The following is a 24,950-nucleotide window of genomic DNA, read 5'->3' as shown; positions in this document are numbered from 1 at the left end:
ATGGATCTGCGTCTGTTGTCGTTTGCCCTCGGGGCAAGCTCCTCACTGCTCTGGCCATGGTTACCTTCACTTGCATGGGGGGGCCTGTTGCTGTCCCTGCTGGTTCCCCTTGCCTGTTGCCGCGCGTGGCGGCTGCTGTTTCTGCTGCTTGGCATCCTCTGGATGCAGGCCACTCTCTCGTATCATCTGGCCTGGCTGGAGCTGCTTGACAAAAAAACGAGCCATATCATAACCGCACAGTTGCAAAGTGCAGAGTCCGAAGGGGAGAAATTTGTCCGGCTGACCCTCAGCGTCCATGAACTGGATGGTCGGCCGCTCCGTCCGTCCCCCCTGATCCGGGTCAATGCCTATCAGCAGTTGCCCCCCCTGACGGCGGGGAGTGAACTGACACTGGTGACCACTCTCAAGCCGGCCCACGGCCTTGCCAACGAGGCGGGGATGGATGGCCGCCGCCTGCTGCTTGGCAAGGGCATTACGGCTACCGGCAACCTGCGCCGGGTGATCCATATCGCGCCGGTGGCACCCGGTTTGCGCGAGCGCTGGCTGGCGGCGGCCAACGCGAGCTGGCGACCTCTTTCGCAGGGCCCCTTGCTGGCGGCGCTCACCTTCGGCGAACAGAGTGGTATCACCGATGAGCAGTGGAGCCTGTTTCGCGGCAGCGGGCTGACCCACATCATCGCCATCTCAGGCCAGCACATCGCGCTGGTGGCGGTGCTCGGCTGGTGGCTGGGCCGTTTGTTCGGGCTGCGCGGAGCGATCTGCGTGTCGCTGCTGTTTGCCGCCACTTACAGCTGGCTGGCGGGGTTTGCTGTGGCGACCGAGCGGGCGCTCATCATGGTACTGGTCTGGAGTGTGCTGCGCTGGCGACGGCGGGAGTGGCCGGCCTACCGCATCTGGCTCTGGGCTTTTGTGGTGCTGACCCTCTGGGATCCCTTTGCCCTCTACTCGGTCGGCTTCTGGCTCTCGTTTCTGGCGGTCGCTATCTTGCTGCTGGTCGGTTACTTCCATGAAAAGCCAACCCTCTGGCAGATCCAGCTCTGGATGCTGCTCGGTCTGCTGCCGCTGCAGTTGGCGCTATTTGAGGGGATTGCGCCGCTCGCCATGGTGATCAACCTGCTGGCGGTACCGCTCTTTTGCATCGTCATTATTCCGTTGGCGCTGATTGGCGTGCTACTGGCGCCGCTCTCTGGCACGCTCGCCTACGGGTTGTTCTGGTTGGCAAATCTGGGTCTGGAGTGGGGGCTCACCCTGCTCGATATACTCGCCTCCCGGGTCCAGCTCTGGTGGCCACTACCGGGCTGGTGGCTGCCGGTGAGCACGCTCTTGCTGTTGCTCTGGCTCTGCTGGCTGTGGCGGGCGGCCCGTTGGTTCTTGCTGCCGGGGCTGCTGGCCCTGACGCTCTTTCTCTGGCCGGCACCGCCGCGCTGGCAGGTGCGGGTGCTCGATGTGGGGCAGGGGTTGGCAGTGCTCATCAGCAAGGGGGATCGTGCCATCCTCTATGACACCGGCGATCGCTATCCCGGCGGCTACAACATGGCGGATGCGGTGATCCTGCCCACCTTGAGCCACCTTGGCATCCGGGTCATCGATCGCCTCATCATCAGCCACAAGGATCGGGATCATGCGGGCAACCGCAAGCGGCTGCTCAGCGCCCTGACGGTGCGCAGCGAGCTATCCTCCTACCCTTTCACCCCGTCAACCACCCTCTGCCAGCGCGGTCAGGCATGGTCATGGCAAGGGTTGCTGTTTCGCGTGCTCTGGCCAGAACAGCCCGGGGCAGGGCACAACAACGATGGTTGCGTGGTACGCATCAGCGATGGCGAGCGCAGCGTGCTGCTGAGCGCTGACATCGAGCGGCAGGCGGAGCAGCGGCTGGTGGCGCTCGAGGGAGCCGGGCTTGCCAGCACCCTGCTGGTGAGCCCGCACCACGGCAGTCGCACCTCCTCCACCCCGCCTTTTGTCGCCGCCGTGGCGCCTCGTTATGTGGTGCACAGCGCCGGTTTCATGAACCAGTGGGGCTTTCCCCGTCCCGAGGTAGTCGCTCGTTATCAGGGGACGACCCAGTGGGTGACCGGTCTGGACGGGGAGGTAGTAATTGCGCCGGTCGCAGGTGGTATGCAGGTCAAAGCCGAGCGGGATCATGGCCCCTGGTACCGGCAAGCCGGCAACTGGTGGCAGCCGAAAGTATGGGGAGATCGGCCAGACTCATCACCCTGAGCGGACGTGTTTCTGCCCCTCGTTTTTCCCGCTGGCGTCCTCTTGCACCGCCCATACTGTTGCAAATTTCTACGTTTGAAATTGAATTCAGTCTTACTGGTGAAACAATCAAGGGGTGGCAAGTCGAGCCTTGTGGGCCTGAGTGACCAATCACTGGGTGGCCGAATTGCCCCGCAGTGATGTTGCCGGTCGGCCGCGGCCTGTATGGCGTCGGGATGCAGAGACTATGAGTGGGCCGGGTTGGTGCAAGGGTAGCCCGCGTGCGCCGTGGCATGGCCGGCCGTCTTATGAAAAGGCGAATACGCGGGATAATCGGGGCGTGATGAAGGCATCTCATCCCTGATTTGGGGGGCGAATCCCTGCTATCTGTATGGTGGCGCTTGGTGGATGTCTACTGTTTGGCTAGAATACCCCGTCATTTCCATTACCAACGGCTATTCATGCAACAAGAAACTTCACAAGGTAGCTGGCCAGTATTCAAGCGCCTGCTCGGTTATGTCCGTGACCGCAAGCTTGGCCTGATCGGCGGCATCATCGGCATGCTGGGTTATGCCGCTGTCGACACCACCTTCGTCTACTCAATCAAGCCGCTGATCGACCAGGGGATCAACGGCAACGATCCGACCGTGCTCAAGTGGATGCCCTTCTTCGTTCTGGGCATCGTGGCCCTGCGCGGTGTCGCCAACTTCCTCTCCAACTACTGCATGGCCTGGGTTGGCAACCACGTGGTGATGCGTCTGCAACAGCAGGTGTTCAATCACATGGTGGCGATGCCGATGAGCTTCTTCGACCGCCAGAACACCGGCCACCTGCTCTCCAAGGTGACCTATGACGCGAGTCAGGTCTCCTCGGCGGCGAGCACCACCCTGGTGACCCTGGTGCGGGAAGGGGCGACCGTGGTCGGCCTGCTCGGCCTGATGTTCTGGCACTCCTGGCAGCTGTCGGTGATCTTCCTGGTGGTGGGCCCGCTGGTGGGCATCATCATCGGCCTTATCAGCCGCCGTTTCCGTCAGATCAGCCGCCATATCCAGCAGGCGGTAGGTGATATCACCACCTCCACCGAGCAGATGCTCAAGGGGCACAAAGAGGTGCTGATGTTTGGTGGCCAGAAGGTGGAAGAGAAACGCTTCTTCCAGGTCAGCAACAACATGCGCCAGCAGACCATGAAGATGGTCGCGGCTGATGCCATCGGCAGCCCGGTAGTGCAGATGGTAGCCTCCATCGCGCTGGCCGCTTTCCTCTATGTGGCCACTGTCGACAGCGTGCGTAGCACCCTGACCGCCGGTACCTTCACCGTCATGATCACCTCCATGATGATGCTGCTCAAGCCGCTGAAAAGCCTGACCGACGTCAACAACCAGTTCCAGCGCGCCATCACCGCCTGCCACAGCCTGTTTGGGCTGCTCGACACCGAGCCGGAGCAGGATACCGGTACCCGCACTCTGGATCGTGCTCGTGGCGAGATCGAGTTTCGCAACGTCACCTTCACCTACCCGACCAAGGACACCCCGGCGCTGCACAACGTCAGCTTCAAAGTGGAGGCAGGTAAATCTGTGGCGCTGGTGGGCCGTTCCGGCTCAGGCAAGAGTACCATTGCCAGCCTGCTGACCCGCTTCTACGACATCGATCAGGGGGAGATCCTGCTCGACGGCGTCAACATCCGTGAATACAAGTTGAGCGAGCTGCGCAAGCAGTACGCGCTGGTCTCCCAGCATGTTCACCTGTTCAACGACTCGGTGGCCAACAACATCGCCTACGCCGCAGAAGAGAAATACAGCCTCGACGAGATCAAGCAGGCAGCCCGCATCGCCCATGCCGACGAATTCGTCAGCAAGATGAGCCACGGTTACGACACTGTGGTTGGCGAGAACGGTGCATCCCTCTCTGGCGGTCAGCGCCAGCGTGTGGCCATCGCCCGCGCCCTGCTGCGCGATGCGCCGGTTCTGCTGCTGGATGAGGCTACCTCGGCGCTGGATACCGAGTCCGAGCGCCACATTCAGGCGGCTATTGACGAGCTGTGCAAGGCGCGTACCTCGCTGGTGATCGCTCACCGCCTCTCCACCATCGAGAAGGCGGATGAGATCCTGGTGATCGACGAAGGCCATATCGTCGAGCGTGGCAACCACGCAGCACTGATGGAACAGCGCGGCACCTATGCCCAGCTGCGTGCCATTCAGTTTGGCAATGCAGGAAACAAGGCCTGATGCTGGAACGGCTCTGGTATCGCAAAAGTGGCTGGCGCTGGTTGCTGGCCCCTTTTGCCCTGCTGTTTGCCATCATCAGCGGCACCCGCCGCTACGCCTATCGCCACGGCTGGCGCAAGGGGTATCGATCCTCCTTGCCGGTGATCGTGGTGGGCAATATCTCGGTGGGCGGCAACGGCAAGACCCCGGTAGTGGTCTGGCTGGTGGAGCAGTTGCAGGCACGCGGCTATCGCCCCGGGGTGGTGAGCCGTGGTTATGGCGGCAAGGCGCCCCATTATCCTTATCGGCTCGATGCCGCCAGCACCACGGCGCAGGCAGGGGATGAGCCGGTGCTGATAGCCCGGCGCTGCGGCTGCCCCGTGGTGGTTGCCCCGAAACGGGCCGATGCGGTACGACTGCTGGAGCAGAGCGGTGAGGTTGATATCATCATCACCGACGACGGTCTGCAGCACTATGCGCTGGCCCGCGACATCGAGCTGGTGGTGGTGGACGGAGCGCGCCGTTTCGGCAACGCCTGCCTGTTGCCGATGGGGCCGCTGCGCGAGCCGGTCACCCGGCTCAAACGGGTGGACGCCATCATCTGCAACGGCGGCGAGCCGGGCAAGGGGGAGTACCCCATGCAACTGGTCGCCGATACGCCGCGTCGGGTATGCGATGATGCGCCGCTGGCGGCCCCTCTCGCAGGCCCGGTCGATGCGCTGGCGGGGATTGGTCATCCGCCCCGCTTCTTTGCCACCCTAGAAGGGCTCGGCTACCAGCTGGATCAGCAGGCCGCCTACGGCGATCATCACCCCTTCGACCGGGATGAGCTGGTGGGCCGCTTTGCCAGCAAGCCGCTGCTGATGACCGAAAAGGATGCGGTCAAATGTCGCCCGTTTGCCCTCGATAACTGGTGGTATCTGCCGGTCAGCGCCGAGTTGCCCGCCTCCCTGCTCGATGCCCTGCTGCACAAGCTGGGGACAAAGGGGAAGGGCGCGATCAGGGCGCAAGATTAATCTCTCTCGCCTCGGCGGGGGAGCAGGGGGTTGATATGCCCCGTATGGAATAGCTGGTTGCTCGACATCCATCGCTGGCGTGATGAAGCCGCCAGCGCGACATCGTTGAAGGAGTATCGTTTTGGCTTTGGACATCAAGTTGCTCGACATCATCGCCTGCCCGGTCTGCAAGGGTAAGCTGCACTACAACAAGGCCGTGCATGAGCTGGTCTGCCGCTTTGACAAGCTGGCCTATCCGCTGGAGGAGGGGATCCCGGTACTGCTGGAGAACCGCGCCCGTCCGCTCAATAGCGACGAGCTGCCGTCATGAGTTTCGTCGTCGTCATTCCGGCCCGCTACGCATCCACCCGGCTGCCGGGCAAGCCGCTGGCCGATATCCATGGCAAGCCCATGGTGCAGCACGTGGTGGAAAAAGCGCTGCAATCCGGTGCCGATCGGGTGATCGTTGCCACCGATGACGAGCGGGTGCAGCAGGCACTGCTGAGCACCGGCGTCGAGGTGTGCATGACCTCACCGGATCACCAGTCCGGCACCGAGCGTCTGGCCGAGGTGTGCCGTCACTACGGCTTTGCCGCCGATACCATCATCGTCAATGTGCAAGGGGATGAGCCGCTCATTCCGCCCGCTATCATTCGTCAGGTGGCGGACAATCTGGCCGCTGCCACGGCGCCGATGGCGACTCTGTCGGTACCGATCAGGGATGCCGAAGAGGCGTTCAATCCGAACGCAGTGAAAGTGGTGACTGACAAGGATGGCTACGCCCTCTACTTCAGTCGCGCCACCATCCCGTGGGATCGGGATCGCTTTGCCAACAGCCATGAGCAGATTGGCGACCACTATCAGCGCCATATCGGCATCTATGCCTACCGCGCCGGCTTTATCCAGCGTTATGTGGACTGGGCGCCGAGCGTGCTGGAGCAGGTCGAGGCGCTGGAGCAGCTGCGGGTGCTCTGGTACGGGGAGAAGATCCACGTGGCTCAGGCGCTCGAAGCGCCACCGGTGGGTGTCGATACCCAGGCCGATCTGGAGAAGGTGCGAGCCTTCCTGGCGGGCTGATCCGGCAGGCTGAAGATAAGAAAAACGGTGTCGCAAGACGCCGTTTTTTGTTTTGAGTATCTCGATAATTATCTGATTACAAACACTATAAATGCGCTTTATCAAACTTTTGGCGTGCATGGTTTGCCAAAGCGGCGAGTTTGGTTATGATGCAAGACGCCCTGTTAACCCTAACCGGGCGGCCAAAACGAGATAAAAAACGGGGTGTTTGGGTGATAAATGTATTCCTGGTCGATGACCATGAGCTGGTGCGTACAGGGATAAGACGCATTCTGGAAGATGTTCGCGGGATCAAGGTGGTAGGCGAAGCACAGAGTGGCGAAAATGCAGTTGCTTTCTGTCGTCAGCACCATCCGGACGTGATCCTGATGGACATGAACATGCCGGGTATTGGTGGTCTGGAAGCGACCCGCAAAATTCTGCGGATCCGCCCCGATGTGCGCATCATAGTGCTGACCATCCACTCAGAAAATCCTTTCCCGACCAAGGTGATGCAGGCTGGCGCTGCCGGTTACCTGACCAAGGGGGCCGGGCCGGACGAGATGATTCAGGCGATCCGGTTGGTGCACTCCGGTCAACGCTATATCTCTCCGGAGATCGCCCAGCAGATGGCACTGAGCCAGTTTGCCTCGGCGGACGAGAACCCCTTCAAGTCCCTCTCCGAGCGGGAGCTGCAGATCATGATGATGATCACCAAGGGGCAGAAGGTGACCGATATCTCCGAGCAGCTCAACCTGAGCCCGAAAACAGTCAACAGCTACCGTTACCGCCTGTTCAGCAAGTTGGGCATCAATGGTGATGTGGAGTTGACCCATCTGGCCATTCGCTACGGCATGCTGGATGCCGACACCCTGTAACCGGGGTCGTGTGGTCACCAAGGCGGCATCTGCCGCCTTTTGCTTTTTTAGCCCCCTTTTGCATTTCCATGAGTGGGCGCAGTATGCTCTCCCCGTCTTTTTGCCTTCATCCGTTGAGTCGAGTTGCCGATGACCCTCTCTCCCGAGCCCCTTTTTGACAGCAAAGCCTTTCTCGCCGCCGTGACGCACCAGAGCGGCGTCTACCGCATGTATGACAGCGGCGGTATCGTCATCTACGTGGGCAAGGCCAAGGATCTGAAAAAACGGCTCGCCTCCTACTTTCGGGCCAATGTCGACAGCATCAAGACCCGTACTCTGGTACGCCAGATCGCCGACATCCAGGTCACCGTCACCCACACCGAGACCGAGGCGCTGATCCTCGAGCACAACCTGATCAAGCAGTACCAGCCCCGCTACAACGTGTTGCTGCGGGACGACAAATCCTACCCCTGGATCATCATTACCGCACACCAGCATCCGCGCATCGGCGTCCATCGCGGTGCCCGCAAGATCAAGGGGGAGTACTTCGGCCCGTACCCCTCTGGCGGCGCAGTGCGCGAGAGCCTGCACCTGATGCAGAAGATCTTTCCGGTGCGCCAGTGCGAAGATGCGGTCTACGCCAACCGCACCCGTCCCTGCCTGCTCTATCAGCTCAAGCGCTGCGCCGGTTCCTTGCGTGCCCGGACTGGTGAGCGAGGCCGAATATGCCCAGCAGGTGGAGCTGGCGAAACTTTTTTTGGCGGGCAAGAACCAGCAGGTGATAGGCGAGCTGGTGGGCAAGATGGAGTCCGCCAGCGGCGATCTGCGTTTTGAAGAGGCGGCCCGCTATCGGGATCAGATCCTGGCGTTGCGTCGGGTCACCGAACAGCAGTCGGTGAGCGGCAACGTGCTGGACGAGCTCGACGTGGTGGGGGTCGCCTTCGAACAGGGGGCGGCCTGTATCCACGTGCTCTTTATTCGTCAGGGCAAGGTGCTCGGCTCGCGCAGCTACTTCCCGAAAGTGCCGGCCGATACCCAGCTTGACGAGGTGGTGCAATCCTTCCTGCTGCAGTTCTATCTGTCGGGGCAGGGGGGACGGCAGATCCCGAGCGAGGTGCTGCTCGACGTGGCGTTGGAAGATGAGAACGTCATCGCCGAGACCCTGAGTCAGACCGCCGGTTACAAGGTGCGGGTGGTGAGCCGTACCCGTGCCGAGCGGGCCCGTTTCATCAAGCTCGCCTCCATCAATGCCGAGACGGCGCTGCGCTCGCGGCTTGCCCATAAGAGCACCATCACCGCTCGCTACGACCAGCTGGAAGAGCTGCTGGAGCTGGAGCGCCCCATTGCCCGCATGGAGTGTTTCGATATCTCCCACACCATGGGGGAGCGCACGGTGGCTTCTTGTGTGGTGTTCAACCGGGAGGGGCCGCTTTCCTCCGAATATCGCCGCTTCAATATCGATGGCATCACCGGCGGCGATGACTACGCGGCCATGGAGCAGGCGCTGGAGCGCCGTTTTGGCAAACAGCAGGAGCCGGACAAGGTGCCGGACGTGCTGTTTATCGACGGCGGCCTCGGCCAGCTGCGCCGCGCCGAAGAGATCTTGGCGCGCCAGCTGGAGTTCCTCGGCGGCAAATATCCGCTGCTGGTGGGCATTGCCAAAGGGGTGACCCGTAAGGCCGGGCTCGAGACCCTGATCATGGGAGAGAGTCACGAAGAGCTGCATTTGCCGGCAGATATGCCCGCTTTGCACCTTATTCAGCATATTCGCGATGAATCCCACCGTTTTGCCATTACCGGCCACCGGGCACGGCGAGCCAAAGCCCGCACCAGCAGCACGCTGGAGGATATTCCGGGAGTGGGGCCGAAGCGGCGTCAGGCACTGCTCAAATATCTGGGCGGTTTGCAGGAGGTGAAAAAGGCGAGTGTGGATGAACTGGCCAAGGTGCCCGGCATCAGTCAGGAGCTGGCCCAGGCCATCCACGATGGCCTGCATTCAGCCTGAGTGTTGAATGACACTGTTTTTTTCATGAGATGATTAACCGGGAACATTCGCTAACTCCTTGATGCACAAGAGCCGTGACGCAGGGGGGCCGTAAATGCCATAATGGCGCGGTATTGCGAAAGGGTTGATGGATTAAAAAAGACCAAGACGGGCGTCAGTGCGGTTGCATCGCAAATCGGCTTTGGCGCACTATGTAGCGACGTACAAGAAGTGGCTGAAAATAATGACAAACATACCTAACATGCTGACGTTTTTCCGGATTTTGCTCATTCCCGTCTTCGTCATCCTGTTCTATCTGCCTTACCAGTGGTCCTATCTGGCCGCTGCCATCGTCTTTATTCTGGCCGCTGCCACCGACTGGTTTGATGGCTATCTTGCCCGCAAGCTCAATCAATCCACCGCCTTCGGTGCCTTCCTCGACCCGGTCGCCGACAAGATCATGGTGGCCACTGCACTGGTCATCATCGTTGAACACTACAACACCATCTGGGTCACCATTCCCGCCATGACCATGATTGGTCGCGAGATCATCATCTCCGCCCTGCGCGAGTGGATGGCTGAGCTCGGCAAGCGCTCCTCGGTAGCGGTGAGCTGGATTGGCAAGTGGAAGACTATGATCCAGATGGTGTCGCTGACCGGTCTTATCTGGCAGTACAACGTCTGGATGGTATGGCTGGCCTACGTGCTGCTCTATGTCGCTACCGTGCTTACCTTCTGGTCGATGTTCCAGTACATGAAGGCGGCCTGGAGCGATCTGACCCATCACTCCAGCTTCTGAGTTATCAGGCAGTAACAGGCTGTTTCTCGCAATTTCAGACAAGAAACGGCCAAAGGCGCTAAAAGTGTGCAAAAAGGGCAAAAAACGCCCGAACGATCAGTTAATTAAATATTTCTGGTTGACTGGGCGGGGAACATCGCTAGAATGCGTCCTCGTAGTCAGGCAGTCAGCCAGACCGATGCGGGAATAGCTCAGTTGGTAGAGCACGACCTTGCCAAGGTCGGGGTCGCGAGTTCGAGTCTCGTTTCCCGCTCCAAATTCAGACAATAGAGAGCCAACTCTCTTTTGCATGGCGCGTTAGCAAAGCGGTTATGCAGCGGATTGCAAATCCGTTTAGTCCGGTTCGACTCCGGAACGTGCCTCCATATTGACAAGCCCGCGGCGCGAGCTTGATACCGATTACGGTGCCCGAGTGGTGAAATCGGTAGACACAAGGGATTTAAAATCCCTCGACGTTCGCGTCGTGCCGGTTCGATTCCGGCCTCGGGCACCAAACTATAGTTTCATACAGTCTCAAGACATACCATAAACCCGCATAGCTAAAGGCTTTGCGGGTTTTTTGTTGTCTCTCGTCGTATCATAAGGCCTCATGACATCCCCCCTAGTTTGGGGGTACTTTTGGGGGTACATGTTCCCACAGGGATAAAAAGTACCCCCACATGCCCGCAATCCCGCGCCATTCCTGGCCTGTGAGGTGGAGGCTTATACCCCCAGCGTCTGTCATGTACCCCCAATTGAATCGGGAGATACCCCCATGCCGCTATCTGATACCGCAGCTCGACAAGCCAAGTTCACTGGTAAGCAGCAGAAGCTGTCTGATGAAAAGGGACTCTTTTTACTTATAACTTCATCGGGGAAGTACTGGCGCCTCAAGTTCCGCTGTGGTGGAAAGGAGAAGGTGCCTAGCGCTAGGTGTCTATCCAGAGGTTTCCTTGAAAGAAGCAAGGGTTAAGAGAGAGGAAGCACGGAGGCTGCTGGCTGATGGCATCGATCCAAGTCTTGCTCGAAAGCAGAGCAAGGTGGCCAGCCGGCTTGCCAGCGAGAACAGCTTTGAGGTCATTGCCAGGGAGTGGCACCAGAGTCAGCTAGCTCGCTGGAGTCCAATCCATGCCCAGCGAGTTATAGAGTCTTTGGAAGCTGATGCTTTTCCTGATCTTGGGCTAGTTCCGGTAGCAGAACTAACAGCGCCGATCATGTTGGATGCTCTGCGCAAGATAGAGGCTAGGGGAGCTACAGAAACTGCTGGGCGGGTGCTGCAACGGATCAGTTCCGTAATGCGTTACGCCATCCAGACTGGGCGGGTCAGCTACAACCCAGCCCAAGGCCTGAAAGGAGCGCTAAGGGCTACCAAGCAAGAACACCGTCCAGCACTTCCACGTGCTGACTTACCGGAGTTTTACCGGCGCTTGGCTGCTGAGCCACTGAATCCTGCAACTCGTCTAGCTATCCATCTATTGATGTTGACGATGACTCGCCCTGGTGAGGTGCGCTTTGCTCGCTGGGATGAGTTCGACATGGCGCGAGCAGAATGGCGGATCCCTGCTGAACGTATGAAGATGCGGGTACCTCATATCGTACCTCTTTCCCGTTAGGCTCTTGCTGTACTTGAGGAGCTACGTCAGATATCAGGACATTGTGAGCTGTTGTTCCCGAGTGAACGGAAGTTGACCAATCCCATCAGCGAAAACACTCTGAGTTATGCTATGGGACGAATGGGTTACAAAGGAATTGCCACACCACACGGTTTTAGGGCCTTGGCATCCACCATCCTCAATGAGGAGGGCTTTGACCCTGATGTGATCGAACGCCAGCTTGCCCATGCTGAGCGTAACAAGGTTCGGGCGGCCTATCACCGGGCTGAGTACCTTGATGACCGCCGTAAGCTATTGCAGTGGCTGGCTGATTTCTATGAGTCACAACAGGGCAGCAATGTTCGTCCTGTGAACTTCAATAGAGTAGGGTAGGTAGCAGGAGGATGTGACACGTTACGCGACTGCTTGACTCGTTATCACACCAACGTATGGATTTCCCCATAATGGCCCATTCTTTAGAGATTGGGCCTTTTTCATATCCAAACCCGGCCATCGTGCCGGGTTTTTGCATTGGAGGAGACGAAACCAAAACTGACCCCCATTCATTATCGATAACTGTTTACCCCCCTTAAGCCCGACCACTGTGTCGGGCTTTTTCATTTCAGGAGAGCACACATGAAAATTCCAGAAACAGGGTTTATTCGAGAGGCACAACTGGTAACGACGGCCAGCAAGGTGGGTCCATTGCCGTTCAGCAAGTCCACGTTGTGGAGGATGGTTGGTGAAGGAAAATTCCTTAAGCCAATCAAGTTGGGTGCGCGAGTCACTGCCTGGCGCTGTGAAGATGTTCATGAGTGGATCAATGCTCAAGGCAAAGCTGCCTAAGGAGGGGAAGATGCAAAAAGAAAAAGGCCGCATCATGAATGGTTCGACCCAGCTTGAACAGGGTCAGCATATCACCAAGTACGAATTGGTTGCTCTCCACTTGCTGGAACAGGGGGCTCAGGGTGTCAGTGCCTTGTCTGGCCTGGCTGGACTCCATGATCTCAACTTGCGCAATAGCATTGGCTTGCTCCGTCGAAACCACGGGATAGACATCACCGATGCGTTTTTCGAACACCAGCACTGCGGCGGCGGGACCACCCGCTTCAAGCGCTATTGGCTAGCCGACCGAGATCAAGCCTATAAGCTAGTGGCCCTGGTCAACCACTGGCGATACCAGAGGCAAGCAACCCCTTTGGACGATGACTACGCTGCCATTCTGTGTGCTCGTACACCTGTATCCAACCCCCTCCCTCCTGCAGCTTAATTCCGAGGTATGCCATGAAAAAACAATATGGGCTCACTGCCCAGAGCGAAGCTTTGCCCAAATCCCAAGATGTGGGCTTGTTCCTCAATGTTCAACGGGGTACGATTCGCCCTGCAACGGCAAAATCCGTTGCCGAGATTGGCGTCTCGAAACTATCTACGGAGCCGACCCACGCTCTTGCGTGGTTTTTTGTCGGTACTCGACCCTCATCTCTTGGGGCTGCTTCGCTATATCCGCTTGGCAGCTTCAGCTGTGTTATGGCGGTTCGGGCGAGGGCCTCGCAAGGGGCGCTGGGTTCCGTAGTGACCAGTTACGCCAACCTTGTCCGGGCTGCCACCATACTTAGATTGGCGTCTTCTGGTGGCAGAGAAAATCTGACCACTACGGAGGCTGCCATTATGGCTACTGTCCCCACCCAGGCTTTATCTAGCCGACTCAGATCCCTGATTGTTCATCCGTGTCACTCGGCCGCACTTTGGCGCCTTTGCACTACCCTCCCTGTTGCATGACCACCTACCGGGTTACCCCACCTGATGGGGGGCTCATCGTATGAACCTCATTTATCCACTCCCTCTTTACGCCTTGCTCGACCAGTTTGAGGCGCTGCTAGAACAAACCGACCTCAGCATTCAGGAGCGAACACAGTTTCGATTTCTGCTTGATGCCTTGCGTAGCGAGGCTGCTATCTGCCAAAGGAGGTTGTCATGACTTACTTCGCATGGGCCAATGGCACGAATCCACCGACCTTTATTGGCCCACCTAACCCCAGAACAGGGAAGCGTTCACAGCGGGGTACCCTGAGTGCCTTCCTCTGCCGAAATGACCGTGATCGTTTTATTGCCCAGACCCTGGGCGCCGCAGTGGCGATCACCGCGAAAGAGGCTCGGGAGCTGAAAGCCGGCTTGGATGAGCGGGCGTTCAAGGAGCTGGTTACCGTTTTGCTGGGAGGGACATGCCATGAGTAAGCGACTGCTCAACACTCTAAATCGCCGCATGTGGTGCGAATTATCACGTAATCCACTTCGCCCCGCGGTGCTACGAGAACTCTTCAAGCGGTTGACCAAGGAGAGCAAGCGGAGGGAGATGCAATGACAACGGTATTCCAAAGAACTGTTGGTTCCGGGAATCGTAGTAGTCCTCCATCCCGGGCCGGTGCCTTCCTCAAGTTTGCAGACCTGGATGACCTGCAGGTTGTCGTGATCCACACCGGTGAACAAGCCAGCAGGGATGCTGGCATCAGGGCGACCCTGCAGCGTGCTCATAATGACGCGATAGCAGCAGACAACCCGATTGACCCAGAGCTCGAACCGGAGCAAGTGCTGTACGTGGGGCCAGCCCAACTGGACGAAAGGGGCAAGCTTTACAAAATGGCAGATCGTGATGCCACCAAGCGGGTCATCGTTCACCAGTATGGCAATCTGCACTCTAAGAAAGCCAAACGATTGATCATGGCTCTACGTGAGCAAGCTCCGAGGGCTGAGATCTATCGTGGCTACCAAGGGCAGAATGCTGAGCCTTGGCCGCTGGTGGATATCGTTGCTTTCGAACAGACATTGGAGGTGACCCAAAACACCGATGAAGCGCCCTGGATGGTCAATGTAGCCCCACTTCATCTGGTGAAAGGTGAGTCAGAGGAGGGGCAAGCGTCACCGGCTGGATTTGAGGTCAGAGGCTCGCGTTTGTGTGCCCTGACGACGGTCGGTAGAGGGGAGGATGCCCGGCAAGAGTGGCTCCCAATTGCCAGCCCCATCTACGTGCTGGCTGAAACCTCCGATGAGCAAGGCCGAGGCTATGGCCGCTTGCTCGAGTGGCGAGACAGTGCCGGGCGCGTGCGCCAGTGGGCCATGCCTGTGCGTTCCTTGGTACCGCGCAATGGTGAAGAGGTGTTTGCCGCACTACTGGATGCGGGGCTGCCCTTTATCGAGCTCAGCCACAAACGCAGGCTGGCGGCCTACCTGATGAGCTGCCAACCAAAGCGGCGTATCACCTGTGTCGAGCGAACAGGATGGCATGGCAAGGCTTATGTGCTGCCAGGGGGCGCTATTGGGCCGGATGCCGAGCGGGTCATTCTGCAGACTGCCGGCTACACCAGCAGCGACTTTACTGAGCACGGTACCCTGACCGGCTGGCAACAGGGGATCGCAGGGCTGGCCGTGGGCAACTCTCGGCTCTGCTTTGCGCTGTCCCTGGCCTTTGCGGCCCCTCTGCTCTCCTTGGTCGGCATGGAGGGCGGAGGCTTTCACCTCAAGGGGGAGAGTACCGATGGTAAAACCACCGTGATGAAGGCGGCCGCCAGTGTCTATGGTCACCCGGACCGCTATGCCCAAACCTGGCGGGCTACCGGCAACGCCATCGAGGGGATCGCCAGCCGGCGCAATGATGCCCTGCTCTGTCTGGATGAACTGGGCGAGCTGAGAGAGCTGAAAGCCTGGCGGTTGCTATTCCTCTCTACCGGTGAGCTGAGCCTTGAGGCAGCATGCCGCCAGTGCTGGGAAGAGTACCCAGGCCGGAATGGAGGTGCGGACTATCCAGATCCCCAGCGATACCGGGCACGATGGCTCCTTTGAATGGCTTCATGACATGGATGGCGGCCGGAGTTTTGCCGACACCCTGAAAACCAACTCAGAAGAGCATCATGGCATCGCTTTTCGCATCTATGCGCAAGCCCTGACCCAGGCGATAGATGAACACAGAGAGCGGTTGAGGGCTGAGATTAAGCAGTTGGCTGCCGAGCTGACACTCAAGGGGACGGGTAATCAGGTAGGGCGAGCCATCAACCGGTTTGCGTTGGTAGCTGCGGCTGGGGAGCTGGCTACCCGATTGGGTGTGACCGGCTGGCCAGAGGGAGAAGCCATCAGGGCGGTGAGGGTCTGCCTCAAGGCTTGGCTGGCAGAACGGGGGCACCTGGGAAATCAGGAGGACGCAGCCACCCTGATGCAGGTACGTGGTTTTGTCTTTGCCCACCAGTTCACACGTTTTGCTGACTGGTTCGACGCCAACCACCGGCCATCTTGTGCCTTGAGGCCGGTTATCTTCTCACTGGCAAAGACAAGAAGCGGTTACAGCGACAGGTCAGATTGCCGGGGATGGGGAAGGGGATGAGGGTGTATGTGCTTGGAGAGAGAGTATTGGGTGATGAAGGAGATGGCTTAGAGGACGATTAACCCCAGTTGGCAGGAGCCAAGGGCCACCGAGTGTGGCCCTTTCCATTTCGGCCTCGTGCGCGCGCGTGAAAGAACAAGCAAAAATGGTGGCTACAGTGGCTACAGTGGCTACAGTGGCTACAGTGGCTACACCACAATAAAACACCGCTGTGTGCCTTATGTATCAAGGGATAGAGGTGTAGCCACTAGGCTTATTTTTAGTGGCTACACAATGGCTACAGTGGCTAAAAAAAGGGGCTGTAGCCACCACTTTTTTGAGTAGTGGCTACACGACAAACCCAGCAATGATGCGGCCTAGAGGGGGGCTGTAGCCGCGTAGCCACTGTAGCCACTGTAGCCACCGTTTTTTCATATATAAAATGCAATCAGTCGATCGAGATCACACGTTTGTCGGGAAGGCATTTTGCTGGGGAGCTGTATATAAGAGAAGCAGAGTGTAATTTGTTCTTTATCGAGAACCCTTCCCTCAGGTTGTGTTTTTTTTGATCCAAAACCAGACAGATTGCCTATGTCAGGCGTGAAAGAAAATATCGACCAACTAGCCTCTAAAAAGGTCTCTATTAGGGCTGTAACATCTATGCGTAAACACTGGCTGATAGCCCTATTACTCTTTGCTCAAGTCTGCTGGGCACAAACATGGTTACTCCAGCAGCAAGATGAGGGGGTCACACTGTGGGTCCGCCCCCATCCGCCTGGCTCGTTTGTGGAGATGAGGCTGGAGATGTTGGTGACTGCCTCGCCATTGACCTTACTCGATGTGTTACGGGATACCGAAAACCATCAAGTCTGGTTGCCAGAAAGCCGTGAAGTGCGGCTGCTCGCACGACCATCCGCCAATGAGGATATTGTCTACACCTTGCTTTCTGCTCCTTGGCCGTTAGAAGACCGGGAGTTGATCACTCGCTCTCTGCTGACCAGAGCCGTGGATTGCACACTGAGTTTAAAGGTTTGGGCTGTTCCCGATGTACTGGTGCCACATGTGGGATTTAAGCGGATTCGCATCAGTAAAGGGGTATGGGAAGCGATACCACAGCCAAATGGCTCAACTCTGATCCGTCTTCAGAGCTATACAAATCCCGGTGATAATCTGCCTGGTTGGCTGGTTAATCCTGTCGCGACCAAGGCTGCAGTACGGAGCTTTAAAGCAATTCGTCAGTTAATGGAAGCCAAACCAGCTCACCCGTGCTCTTAAACCCATAAGGGGATAATTTACCCACCAACTGGTGAAGATGAGCTGCTGTAGGAAGCGCAAGACAAGGTATGTATTTACCTGTTCAGCCACACAGGTCTTGGCGTCGAGACTTAAAAAGTAATGCCGGTATGAAAGTACAGAACAGCTGCGTTTATGTGCCTCGCACCCGCGTGCGATCACACTTTTCATTAAAGGATCGGATAGCCTAAACAAGTTAGGAGCGCTATTACGTCAATAGCAGAGTCGAGAAAGTAAGAATACATAATCAACAACAGTCTATGGTGCAATCGATCTGCAGGAGGCAATAACTTGCGCAGTAAGTGAACGTAATCACTCAAGGCGCCACTTTTATTAGCGGATTTGTCTGATTGAAGCAAAGTATTGCGGAGAAATGAGGTGTACAAAATAGACGTTCACATAACTGCATGATAAATAAGAATTAAGTGAAGTGGCATGGTCACTGCTTAAAGATTGGGCGAGTGCTATCTCATTTAACCAATCTATTTAGGAGCATACACATGCCAACTCCATGTTATATCAGCATTGAAGGTAAAACTCAGGGCAACATCACTGCCGGTGCCTTCACCTCTGATTCCGTCGGCAACATCTTCGTAGAAGGTCACGAAGACGAGATGCTGGTACAAGAGTTCCAACACGTTGTGACTGTCCCGACCGACCCGCAATCCGGTCAGCCGGCTGGTCAGCGTGTCCACAAGCCGTTCAAGTTCACCGTTGCCCTGAACAAAGCCGTACCGCTGATGTACAACTCCTTGGCCTCCGGCGAAATGCTGCCGAAAGTGACCCTGAAGTGGTACCGCACCTCCGTTGAAGGCAAGCAGGAGCACTTCTTCTCCACCGTGCTGACCGATGCCACCATTGTTGACATCGACTGCCAGATGCCGCATTGCCAGGACCCGGCGAAGTCTGACTTCACCCAGCTTATCCAGGTTTCTCTGGCGTACCGCAAGATTGACTGGGAGCACACTGTTGCCGGTACCTCTGGTGCTGACGACTGGCGTGCGCCTATCGAGGCCTAAGCCTCCCTTTCTTATTTTGGAATTCCTTGTAGTAAATCTTGTACTGTCTGGCCGGTGTGCAGCCGGCCTATCAGCCCGCGTTTTCTCCGGTCAGTCTTTGGCTGCCGGAGCTTTTATGTTTTGCCATCCCCCTGTTTTCAGGTTCGGGGCGGAGTGATGGCAAAGCACACAAGAGGTTTCAGTTATGTGTCCTTCCATTGCACTGCTCGGTGACATCGGCACCGACCACGATGGCTTTCCACCGACCCCGGTGATAGCCGCCAGCCCTGATGTTTTCCTCGATGGTAAACCTGTGGCCCGTCAGGGCGATCCGCTGGAGCCTCATGACAAGCCCAACAACCCGCCTCATCCCCGCGCCATTGCCGATGGGGTCGGCTCGGTGCTGGTAAACGGCAAACCCATCGCTGTCACAGGCGTGGCAGTGGATTGTGGTGGCGTGGTGATTGGTTCCGGTAGCGGACAGGCAGGATAAGGAACAAGGTCATGGCACAGAGCACAGGATTACAATTCACCGTCAAGGTTGGTGCGCTGGCTGACAGTACCTTTGTGGTTGCCAGCTTCAAGCTGGATGAGGGGCTGAACAGCCCGTTTAACCTTCACCTCGAGGTTGCCAGTCAGCAATCAGATATCGATTTTGGTGCCGTGCTGGATCAGCCCTGTGAACTGTTGGTGTGGTACAACGGCGAGCTGCAGCGCAGGCTGTGCGGGGTGGTGAGCGAGTTTGCCCAAGGGGACAGCGGCTTTCGCCGTACCCGCTATAGCCTTGAGGTCAAACCGGCTCTGTGGCGGTTGGGGTTGCGCCAAAACGCCCGTATCTTCCAGGCGCAGAAGCCTGACGAAATCCTCAGTATCCTGCTGCAAGAGCATGGCATTACCGACTACGCCTTTGCGCTCAAGAACGAGCACGCCCAGCGGGAATACTGCGTCCAGTATCGTGAGACCGACCTCGATTTCGTGAATCGTCTCGCAGCCGAAGAGGGCTTGTTCTACTTCCACGAATTTGAAGCAGGCAAACACCGCATCGTGTTTGCCGACGCAGCAGCAGCCCTGACCGCAGGCCCCGAGCTCTTCTTCAACCTTGGCAACCGCTCGCTGGAACAAGGCCCTTACGTGCGCCAGTTCCACTACCGCGAGGCAGTGCGGCCAAGCGATGTAGAGCTCAAGGATTACAGCTTCAAGACCCCGGCCTATGGCCTCTTCCACAAGAAGCAGGGCGCAGAGCTTTCGCATCAGCGCGATACCTATCAACACTTTGACTACCCGGGCCGCTACAAGCAGGACCCGAGCGGCAAGGCCTTTGCCCAGCACCGGCTCGATGCGCTGCGTAATGACGCGGTAGCGGGCAGTGGCAAATCCAACAGCGCAGCCTTGTTGCCGGGCCAGTACTTTTCATTGACCGAACACCCCAACGGCAGCCTCAACACCGACTGGCAAATCGTCCATATCCGCCATACCGGTGAACAGCCGCAGGCGCTGGAGGAAGAGGGCGGCAGCGGCCCGACCGTCTACCACAACGAATTTGGCGTGGTGAAGGCAAGCACCACCTGGCGGGCCCGTATCGGCACTCCGGAAGCACCTCACAAACCCATGGTGGACGGCCCGCAAATCGCCATCGTGGTGGGGCCCGAGGGCGAGGAGATTTACTGCGACGAGCACGGTCGGGTGAAGCTGCAATTCCCGTGGGACAGATATGGCAGCTCCAACGACCAGAGCTCCTGCTGGGTGCGAGTGAGCCAGGGCTGGGCCGGTGGCCAATATGGCATGATGGCCATCCCCCGTATCGGCCACGAGGTTATTGTCGAGTTTTTGGAAGGTGATCCCGACCAGCCCATCGTGACGGGCCGTACCTTCCATGCCACCAACCGACCGCCTTACGAGTTACCCGCCAACAAGACCCGCACTGTGCTGCGCACCGAAACCCACCAGGGTGAAGGTTTCAACGAGCTGCGTTTTGAAGACCAGGCGTGGCAGGAAGAGATTTACATCCACGGTCAGAAAGACCTGAACGCGCTTATCGAAAACGATGCCGCTTGGCACATCAAACATGACCAGCACACCGATATCGACAATGAGCGCGTGACCCGCATCAAGGCCAATGACCACCTGACGGTGGAGGGTGAGAAGCGTGATCACATCAAGGGCGACTTTTCCCTCACGGTAGACACATCACTTCACCAGAAACTGGGGCAGTCGCTGCTGGTTGAAGCAGACCAAGAGGTCCACATTAAGGCTGGTAACAAGATTGTGCTGGAGGCAGGCTCCGAGCTGACCCTCAAGGTTGGCGGCAGTTTTGTGAAAGTTGACCCAAGCGGCGTGACCCTGGCCGGTTCCAGCATCAAGATGAACTCCGGGGGGAGCCCGGGAGCAGGCTCTGGTTGGGCAGGTCAGATGCCTAACTTGCCTGGCTCAGTCCAGGTACCACCCGCACCGCCTGCCACTATCCCTGCGAGCGCCATTCAAAAAAGCATGGAGTCTATGGCTCCGCTGGTGAAACCCTGCCCCTTTGCCCAAGGAGGTAAGGCATGACTTTTCAAGAATGGCGCAGCCAATATCCCGGCAAACTGTTTGCTATCGTCGATGCTGCGCTCGATACCACCGCGGTGGCGGACTACTGCAACCATGGTGGCGCAAACGCTATTCCCTTGTTTGCCGGCACTGCGTTTGCAGACCAAGCAGAACAAGGTCCTTGGCTATTCCCATCTCCGACTCCCGAGTTTATTGCTGCCCACCCACAGTTGGGTGGCGTATATGTCGCGAGCGATGCCGCTATTGATGTCGTCCTGCAGCACTGGCAAAGCCTGATAGAAGTGGCCTTTGAAGGAGATGTGATGTGGCTGCGCTATGCCGATAGCCGGGTCTTTCCCAAGATGCTTGCCACCATGAGCCAGCAGGAGCTTGATGATGTGCTGGGGCCCTGCTCAAGCCTCTGGGCCACCGACAGTGTGTGGCAACGCTCGCCTGAGGCCGCATTTACCCCTCGCCAAGCCCCCTGGTTTCGCATTCAGTCTCACCACCTGGCGCAACTGTATGACGAAAGCCGTCACGCCTACATCCTCTCTCGCCACCTCTGGCAACGGATGGAGGATATGATGACGCGTCATCCTAACCCGGAGGCAGCCATTGCGCGTGTACTCAAACAAGTCAATCAAGCTGGGCTGGAAGGTGATGTTCGCGATGGCGCTGTGGCCGGGGCGATCTCATTGCAGGCACGCATGTCACTCGATGCCATCAGAGCACCCTTGATGCTTAACGACGAAGAGATGGCTCAGGTAAATAACTGGCTGAGCAAACATCCTGAATTGATAGGAGCCGCGTAATGCCCAAAAATGAATTAAGCAATCTTCCCACACGGGTTTACCGGAGCGATTTAAGAAGCCCAGATGAGGTATTTAGCAATGGGATGCCAATCAGTGGAACTGATGATGATATCTATCGCCATGTGAATGGTAGTAGCTGCAAAAAAGGAACATCTGCATTTCTTGCAACCTCAGATAATCTTGAATTCCTGAAAAAGCATTGGGCTAAAGATGGTTTGCTCATGAGCAAGCAGGACTTTATCTACATTTATGAAATTATACCGGATGCTCGCTTTTTCAATGCGTACCACAGCTTAAGTTATACCAGCAAAAAGAATAAAGATAGCTCGCTCCAGAGTACTGCAGAGAGGTTCAAACACCAGGGCGAATGGCTTGCTAAAGGCGGTGTTAGTGCAGAAAATATTGCTTCAGTTGAGGTGTATGGTCGCACAGATAAAGGAAATGACATTGTATTTATCAAGAGGGTTGAAAATAGCCGTGTTACAGCCACCCCTTCTGCAAATGCATACCCTTATCAATATAAATCCTCAAAGGATAAATCAGGTTCTTTATTGAGCTGCTTCGGTTACGGAAAAAAAGAGCCGAAAGAACAGCATGCTGCCGGGGGTATTAGTCCTCACTGCATTCCCTGCGAGAAGAATAATTGCTGGATTGAAATAGATGTTCGTGATGAGCACAACCACTCATTCCAAGGGCTTAAAGCCACGTTGACTGATGCCACCGGCACTGCCAAGACGGTGACGCTGCAAAATGGCCCGACGTTGGTGGAGGGCTTTGCCGTGGGGCCGGTGACAGTCAAGCTGGAAACCAAGTCATGGCTTAAAGCAGCTCAGTCCCGTGAAGCGCTGAAAGAGGGCGAAACCAGCCAGGTTCCCGCTTATACCGACAAACTTTTCGGTCACGACGATGTAAAGCGCGAGCATGTCAAAGTAACTACTGGCGACCTTTGCCTTACTGACCCTGAACAGCCGCTACCGGAAGGACACAAAGTCGGTCAGGCCCAGCCGCCGCGCTTTATCACCAAGCACTCCTATGTGATTGAAGTTAAAAGCTATCAGATCAATATCTTGCGGATTGGGGTGTTTTTTGACGGCACAGGTAACAACACCCACAACGCCCAGGCGGGGCTACAAAAAGTAGAGCAGTGGCTTCTGGAAACCTGCTCAGATCCTGTGCAGCGTGAGAAAGAGCTACGGGGCTGCCAGATGGGGAAAAGCCCAGTTGAAGGGAGTTCGGCTAACGACGTAACCAATGTTTGGAAACTTAATGACCAATATTTATTTGGCGCAGAAACGTTGAGTGCGAGAGCCTATATCAGTGGTATTGGAACTCGCGATCCTATTGCGGGAAAAAATGGCCCTAAATATCGTTCGGACGATACCCTGACCCAAGGCTTTGATCTCGATTTTGGTGGAGAAAACACCTCCATCATTGGAAAGGTGACGCAAGCTTGCACAGATACAATTCTGATGGGGATTCAAGATGATCTCCGTGATGTTTTACCAAGTATCGGCTGCATCCATCGCATCGTATTCGATGTTTTTGGCTTTAGTCGGGGCGCCGCTGCTGCTCGCCATTTTGTTAATACTGTCGACCAAAAATCCGATCATCCATTGGTGCAGGCTATGGCGAATAGCCCGGATATTCGCCTTAAGGCAGGATTTGATTGGGCTAGCCGCGACGATGTGCGCTTTACCTTTGTGGGGCTGTTCGATACCGTTGTTTCCTCTTACAACCGCAGTGTCAATATTCAACTAAAAGCGGATTGTGCAGAGCGGGTGGTACATCTCACCGCGTTGGATGAAGTTCGCAAATACTTCCCACTATCACGAATTACAGAAGATGCTGCCGGCACCAGCACTCCTGATCACTTTACTGAGCTGGCGCTACCGGGGGCTCACTCAGACATAGGTGGCGGTTATTATAGCCGCTGGAGCTTGAGCAATCCCAACAGCGATCCAGCCCTGATCGAGTGCATTGAGTTGGAGCGTTTTATGAGTGTGGAAACGGTTATAACACCAGATGCCGAGAGCATTGCCTATCAAAAAGCTAAGGCGTATGCCGAAGAGAAACGAACGTTGGGCTGGGTCACTCGTATCAACCCCAACCTGTCTCGTGGCGCCGTGCCACCGCTGGGAGCGATCAGTCTGAAACCTTACTCGTTCCGGCGTCCCGAGGGGAAAAATAGCATAGGTCCCGGCAAAAAGTCGGTCTATGTAGAAGTGCTGATGAGCAGGGTAGTTGAGGGGGAATACTCCCGAATTCCGTTACATATGATGGTTGAGGCGGGCCGAGCTGTGGGGGTGCCGTTTAAAGCGTGGGTGCCAGATGATAGGGCATTGCAGCTTGAGCCGCTCTCTATCAAGCGGCCAGAGGCTGACTTGAAGGCGCTGGATAAACTTTGGGCCTTATCCGCCATCGAACAGAAGGTTGCTAAGAATTTGGCTCATCAATTATCGCCCGATGTTTACCGTGCCTTGCGTCGTGACTATCTCCACCACAGTGCCAGCAACAAGGGCATTGCAAATCCGGCCCATACCAATAAAGACGAAACGAGTATTAGTAAAGAGAGGCGCGAACTGATAGGGAACAAGGTGTCATGATGTTAAAACGATGGATATTAGTGCTTGGCCTGCTTTGTCCTCTGTTGGCTTGTGCTGCGAATACACAGATCAAACCTTTTTCTTGGCGTTATGGTACAGGCTCTAATGTTGATAGTTTTTGTACAACCAAAGCAGAGTTTTACTGGCAAGGTAAGAAGGTGGTGGGTTATCCAGGAGGGGGCTGCAACGCTGGCATTCTGCAGAGTAAACTTATCAATAAAAAGTATTACTGGGCTGGTGGTGGAGGACTGCCGACAGACGGTGTACCCGTACCCGATAAAGCCGTGATTGAGATGGTTTCGTTCCATGATCGAAAACGATACCGCATCAAGGTAGATTTACCTATCGATCTAGAGCAGAAAATGCGTCAGGTGTATTTGATTGAAGGGCGTCATGATAGACGAAATCGCCTCTATTTTGGTTTGGCTCCTGGTGGTTATTTCGAGGTCATATTAACCGGAGGAGGATTGCAGCTCAGTCCTGACCTACTGCTTGTCCGCGGCATAGCCGAAGAGGTAACCGATGATTGGTATGACAAGAAAGTACCGGTAGCACGCCAATATGGAATGGATGATTTTGACAAGAAATATGGTGAGCTATTCAAGCAATACCCAGTTCCCAATGGCATGGACTGGGCCCCGATCATGGACGCTTACCGCGCCGCTCAACCCAAGACAGATACTGACCCAGTGCAATGATGACTTG

Annotated in this window: 19 protein-coding genes, 3 tRNA genes and 3 pseudogenes; all 25 read left to right on the top strand. The window is 56.6% G+C overall.

The genetic code is table 11. From position 1 onward, the window contains the following. The 25 genes and pseudogenes from WE862_RS17040 (at position 1) to WE862_RS16920 (ending at position 24,943) form a co-directional block, all read left to right on the top strand. Complete coding sequence (locus tag WE862_RS17040) at positions 1–2,217, top strand: DNA internalization-related competence protein ComEC/Rec2 (RefSeq protein ID WP_042031163.1); 2,217 nt, start codon at positions 1–3, stop codon at positions 2,215–2,217. A gap of 440 nt (positions 2,218–2,657) precedes the next feature. Next, entirely contained in the window at positions 2,658–4,421 is a 1,764-nt protein-coding gene (gene msbA, locus WE862_RS17035) for a lipid A ABC transporter ATP-binding protein/permease MsbA (RefSeq protein ID WP_042031161.1), read from the top strand. Further along, positions 4,421–5,416, top strand: a complete 996-nt coding sequence (gene lpxK, locus WE862_RS17030) for a tetraacyldisaccharide 4'-kinase (protein ID WP_042031160.1) — start codon at positions 4,421–4,423, stop codon at positions 5,414–5,416. The genes msbA and lpxK overlap by 1 nt, the downstream gene beginning before the upstream one ends. A gap of 121 nt (positions 5,417–5,537) precedes the next feature. Then, a complete protein-coding gene (locus WE862_RS17025) occupies positions 5,538–5,726 on the top strand; it encodes a Trm112 family protein (protein ID WP_005347033.1) in 189 nt (62 codons plus the stop codon). Next, a complete protein-coding gene (gene kdsB, locus WE862_RS17020) occupies positions 5,723–6,472 on the top strand; it encodes a 3-deoxy-manno-octulosonate cytidylyltransferase (RefSeq protein WP_042031159.1) in 750 nt (249 codons plus the stop codon). The genes WE862_RS17025 and kdsB overlap by 4 nt, the downstream gene beginning before the upstream one ends. A 212-nt stretch (positions 6,473–6,684) precedes the next feature. Then, positions 6,685–7,329 (top strand): UvrY/SirA/GacA family response regulator transcription factor, encoded by a 645-nt coding sequence (gene uvrY / locus WE862_RS17015; RefSeq protein WP_033112896.1) that lies wholly within the window; start codon positions 6,685–6,687, stop codon positions 7,327–7,329. Between the two features lie 129 nt (positions 7,330–7,458). After that, positions 7,459–9,313, top strand: a pseudogene (gene uvrC, locus WE862_RS17010) (excinuclease ABC subunit UvrC). A gap of 223 nt (positions 9,314–9,536) precedes the next feature. Continuing rightward, positions 9,537–10,091, top strand: coding sequence for a CDP-diacylglycerol--glycerol-3-phosphate 3-phosphatidyltransferase (pgsA, locus tag WE862_RS17005; RefSeq protein ID WP_041208501.1), 555 nt, complete (start codon positions 9,537–9,539; stop codon positions 10,089–10,091). A gap of 180 nt (positions 10,092–10,271) precedes the next feature. Next, positions 10,272–10,347: transfer RNA gene (locus WE862_RS17000), tRNA-Gly, on the top strand. Between the two features lie 35 nt (positions 10,348–10,382). Further along, a tRNA-Cys gene (locus WE862_RS16995) sits at positions 10,383–10,456 on the top strand. Positions 10,457–10,497: 41 nt separating this feature from the next. Then, positions 10,498–10,584 (top strand) — tRNA-Leu (locus WE862_RS16990). Positions 10,585–10,845: 261 nt separating this feature from the next. After that, on the top strand, positions 10,846–11,043 hold the full coding sequence (locus WE862_RS16985) for an Arm DNA-binding domain-containing protein (protein WP_339058649.1): 198 nt from the start codon (positions 10,846–10,848) through the stop codon (positions 11,041–11,043). Then, positions 10,973–12,055 (top strand): annotated as a pseudogene (locus WE862_RS16980) (tyrosine-type recombinase/integrase). The gene WE862_RS16985 and the pseudogene WE862_RS16980 overlap by 71 nt, the downstream one beginning before the upstream one ends. Before the next feature lie 243 nt (positions 12,056–12,298). Then, positions 12,299–12,508, top strand: a complete 210-nt coding sequence (locus tag WE862_RS16975) for a helix-turn-helix transcriptional regulator (RefSeq protein ID WP_042031156.1) — start codon at positions 12,299–12,301, stop codon at positions 12,506–12,508. 10 nt (positions 12,509–12,518) lie between these two features. Beyond that, positions 12,519–12,932: a hypothetical protein gene (locus tag WE862_RS16970; RefSeq protein WP_156128718.1), complete on the top strand. Its 414-nt coding sequence runs from the start codon at positions 12,519–12,521 to the stop codon at positions 12,930–12,932. A gap of 14 nt (positions 12,933–12,946) precedes the next feature. After that, a complete protein-coding gene (locus WE862_RS16965; protein WP_082035458.1) occupies positions 12,947–13,441 on the top strand; it encodes an ash family protein in 495 nt (164 codons plus the stop codon). Positions 13,442–13,636: 195 nt separating this feature from the next. Further along, on the top strand, positions 13,637–13,897 hold the full coding sequence (locus WE862_RS16960; RefSeq protein ID WP_042031153.1) for a hypothetical protein: 261 nt from the start codon (positions 13,637–13,639) through the stop codon (positions 13,895–13,897). A 123-nt stretch (positions 13,898–14,020) separates the two neighbouring features. Beyond that, a pseudogene (locus tag WE862_RS16955) lies at positions 14,021–16,096 on the top strand (DUF927 domain-containing protein). A 508-nt stretch (positions 16,097–16,604) separates the two neighbouring features. Beyond that, entirely contained in the window at positions 16,605–17,288 is a 684-nt protein-coding gene (locus tag WE862_RS16950; protein ID WP_318780488.1) for an START domain-containing protein, read from the top strand. Between the two features lie 518 nt (positions 17,289–17,806). Then, positions 17,807–18,325, top strand: coding sequence for a type VI secretion system effector Hcp1 (gene hcp1, locus WE862_RS16945; RefSeq protein ID WP_042031152.1), 519 nt, complete (start codon positions 17,807–17,809; stop codon positions 18,323–18,325). Between the two features lie 184 nt (positions 18,326–18,509). Continuing rightward, positions 18,510–18,797: a type VI secretion system PAAR protein gene (locus WE862_RS16940; protein ID WP_042031151.1), complete on the top strand. Its 288-nt coding sequence runs from the start codon at positions 18,510–18,512 to the stop codon at positions 18,795–18,797. An 11-nt stretch (positions 18,798–18,808) separates the two neighbouring features. Continuing rightward, positions 18,809–20,851 carry a type VI secretion system tip protein VgrG gene (locus WE862_RS16935; protein WP_042031150.1) on the top strand — a complete coding sequence of 681 codons (2,043 nt, stop codon included), beginning with the start codon at positions 18,809–18,811 and terminating at the stop codon, positions 20,849–20,851. Continuing rightward, positions 20,848–21,642 (top strand): DUF4123 domain-containing protein, encoded by a 795-nt coding sequence (locus WE862_RS16930; protein WP_042031149.1) that lies wholly within the window; start codon positions 20,848–20,850, stop codon positions 21,640–21,642. The genes WE862_RS16935 and WE862_RS16930 overlap by 4 nt, the downstream gene beginning before the upstream one ends. Continuing rightward, positions 21,642–24,245, top strand: a complete 2,604-nt coding sequence (locus WE862_RS16925; RefSeq protein WP_082035457.1) for a phospholipase effector Tle1 domain-containing protein — start codon at positions 21,642–21,644, stop codon at positions 24,243–24,245. Before WE862_RS16930 ends, WE862_RS16925 begins: the two co-directional genes overlap by 1 nt. Continuing rightward, positions 24,245–24,943, top strand: a complete 699-nt coding sequence (locus WE862_RS16920; protein ID WP_042031148.1) for a DUF2931 family protein — start codon at positions 24,245–24,247, stop codon at positions 24,941–24,943. Before WE862_RS16925 ends, WE862_RS16920 begins: the two co-directional genes overlap by 1 nt. The last annotated feature ends 7 nt before the right edge of the window (positions 24,944–24,950 follow it).

It is taken from the genome of Aeromonas jandaei (assembly GCF_037890695.1).
Classification (GTDB): domain Bacteria; phylum Pseudomonadota; class Gammaproteobacteria; order Enterobacterales; family Aeromonadaceae; genus Aeromonas; species Aeromonas jandaei.
Note: the sequence above shows the minus strand (reverse complement) of the source record. Positions and strands in the feature narration are given on the sequence as shown.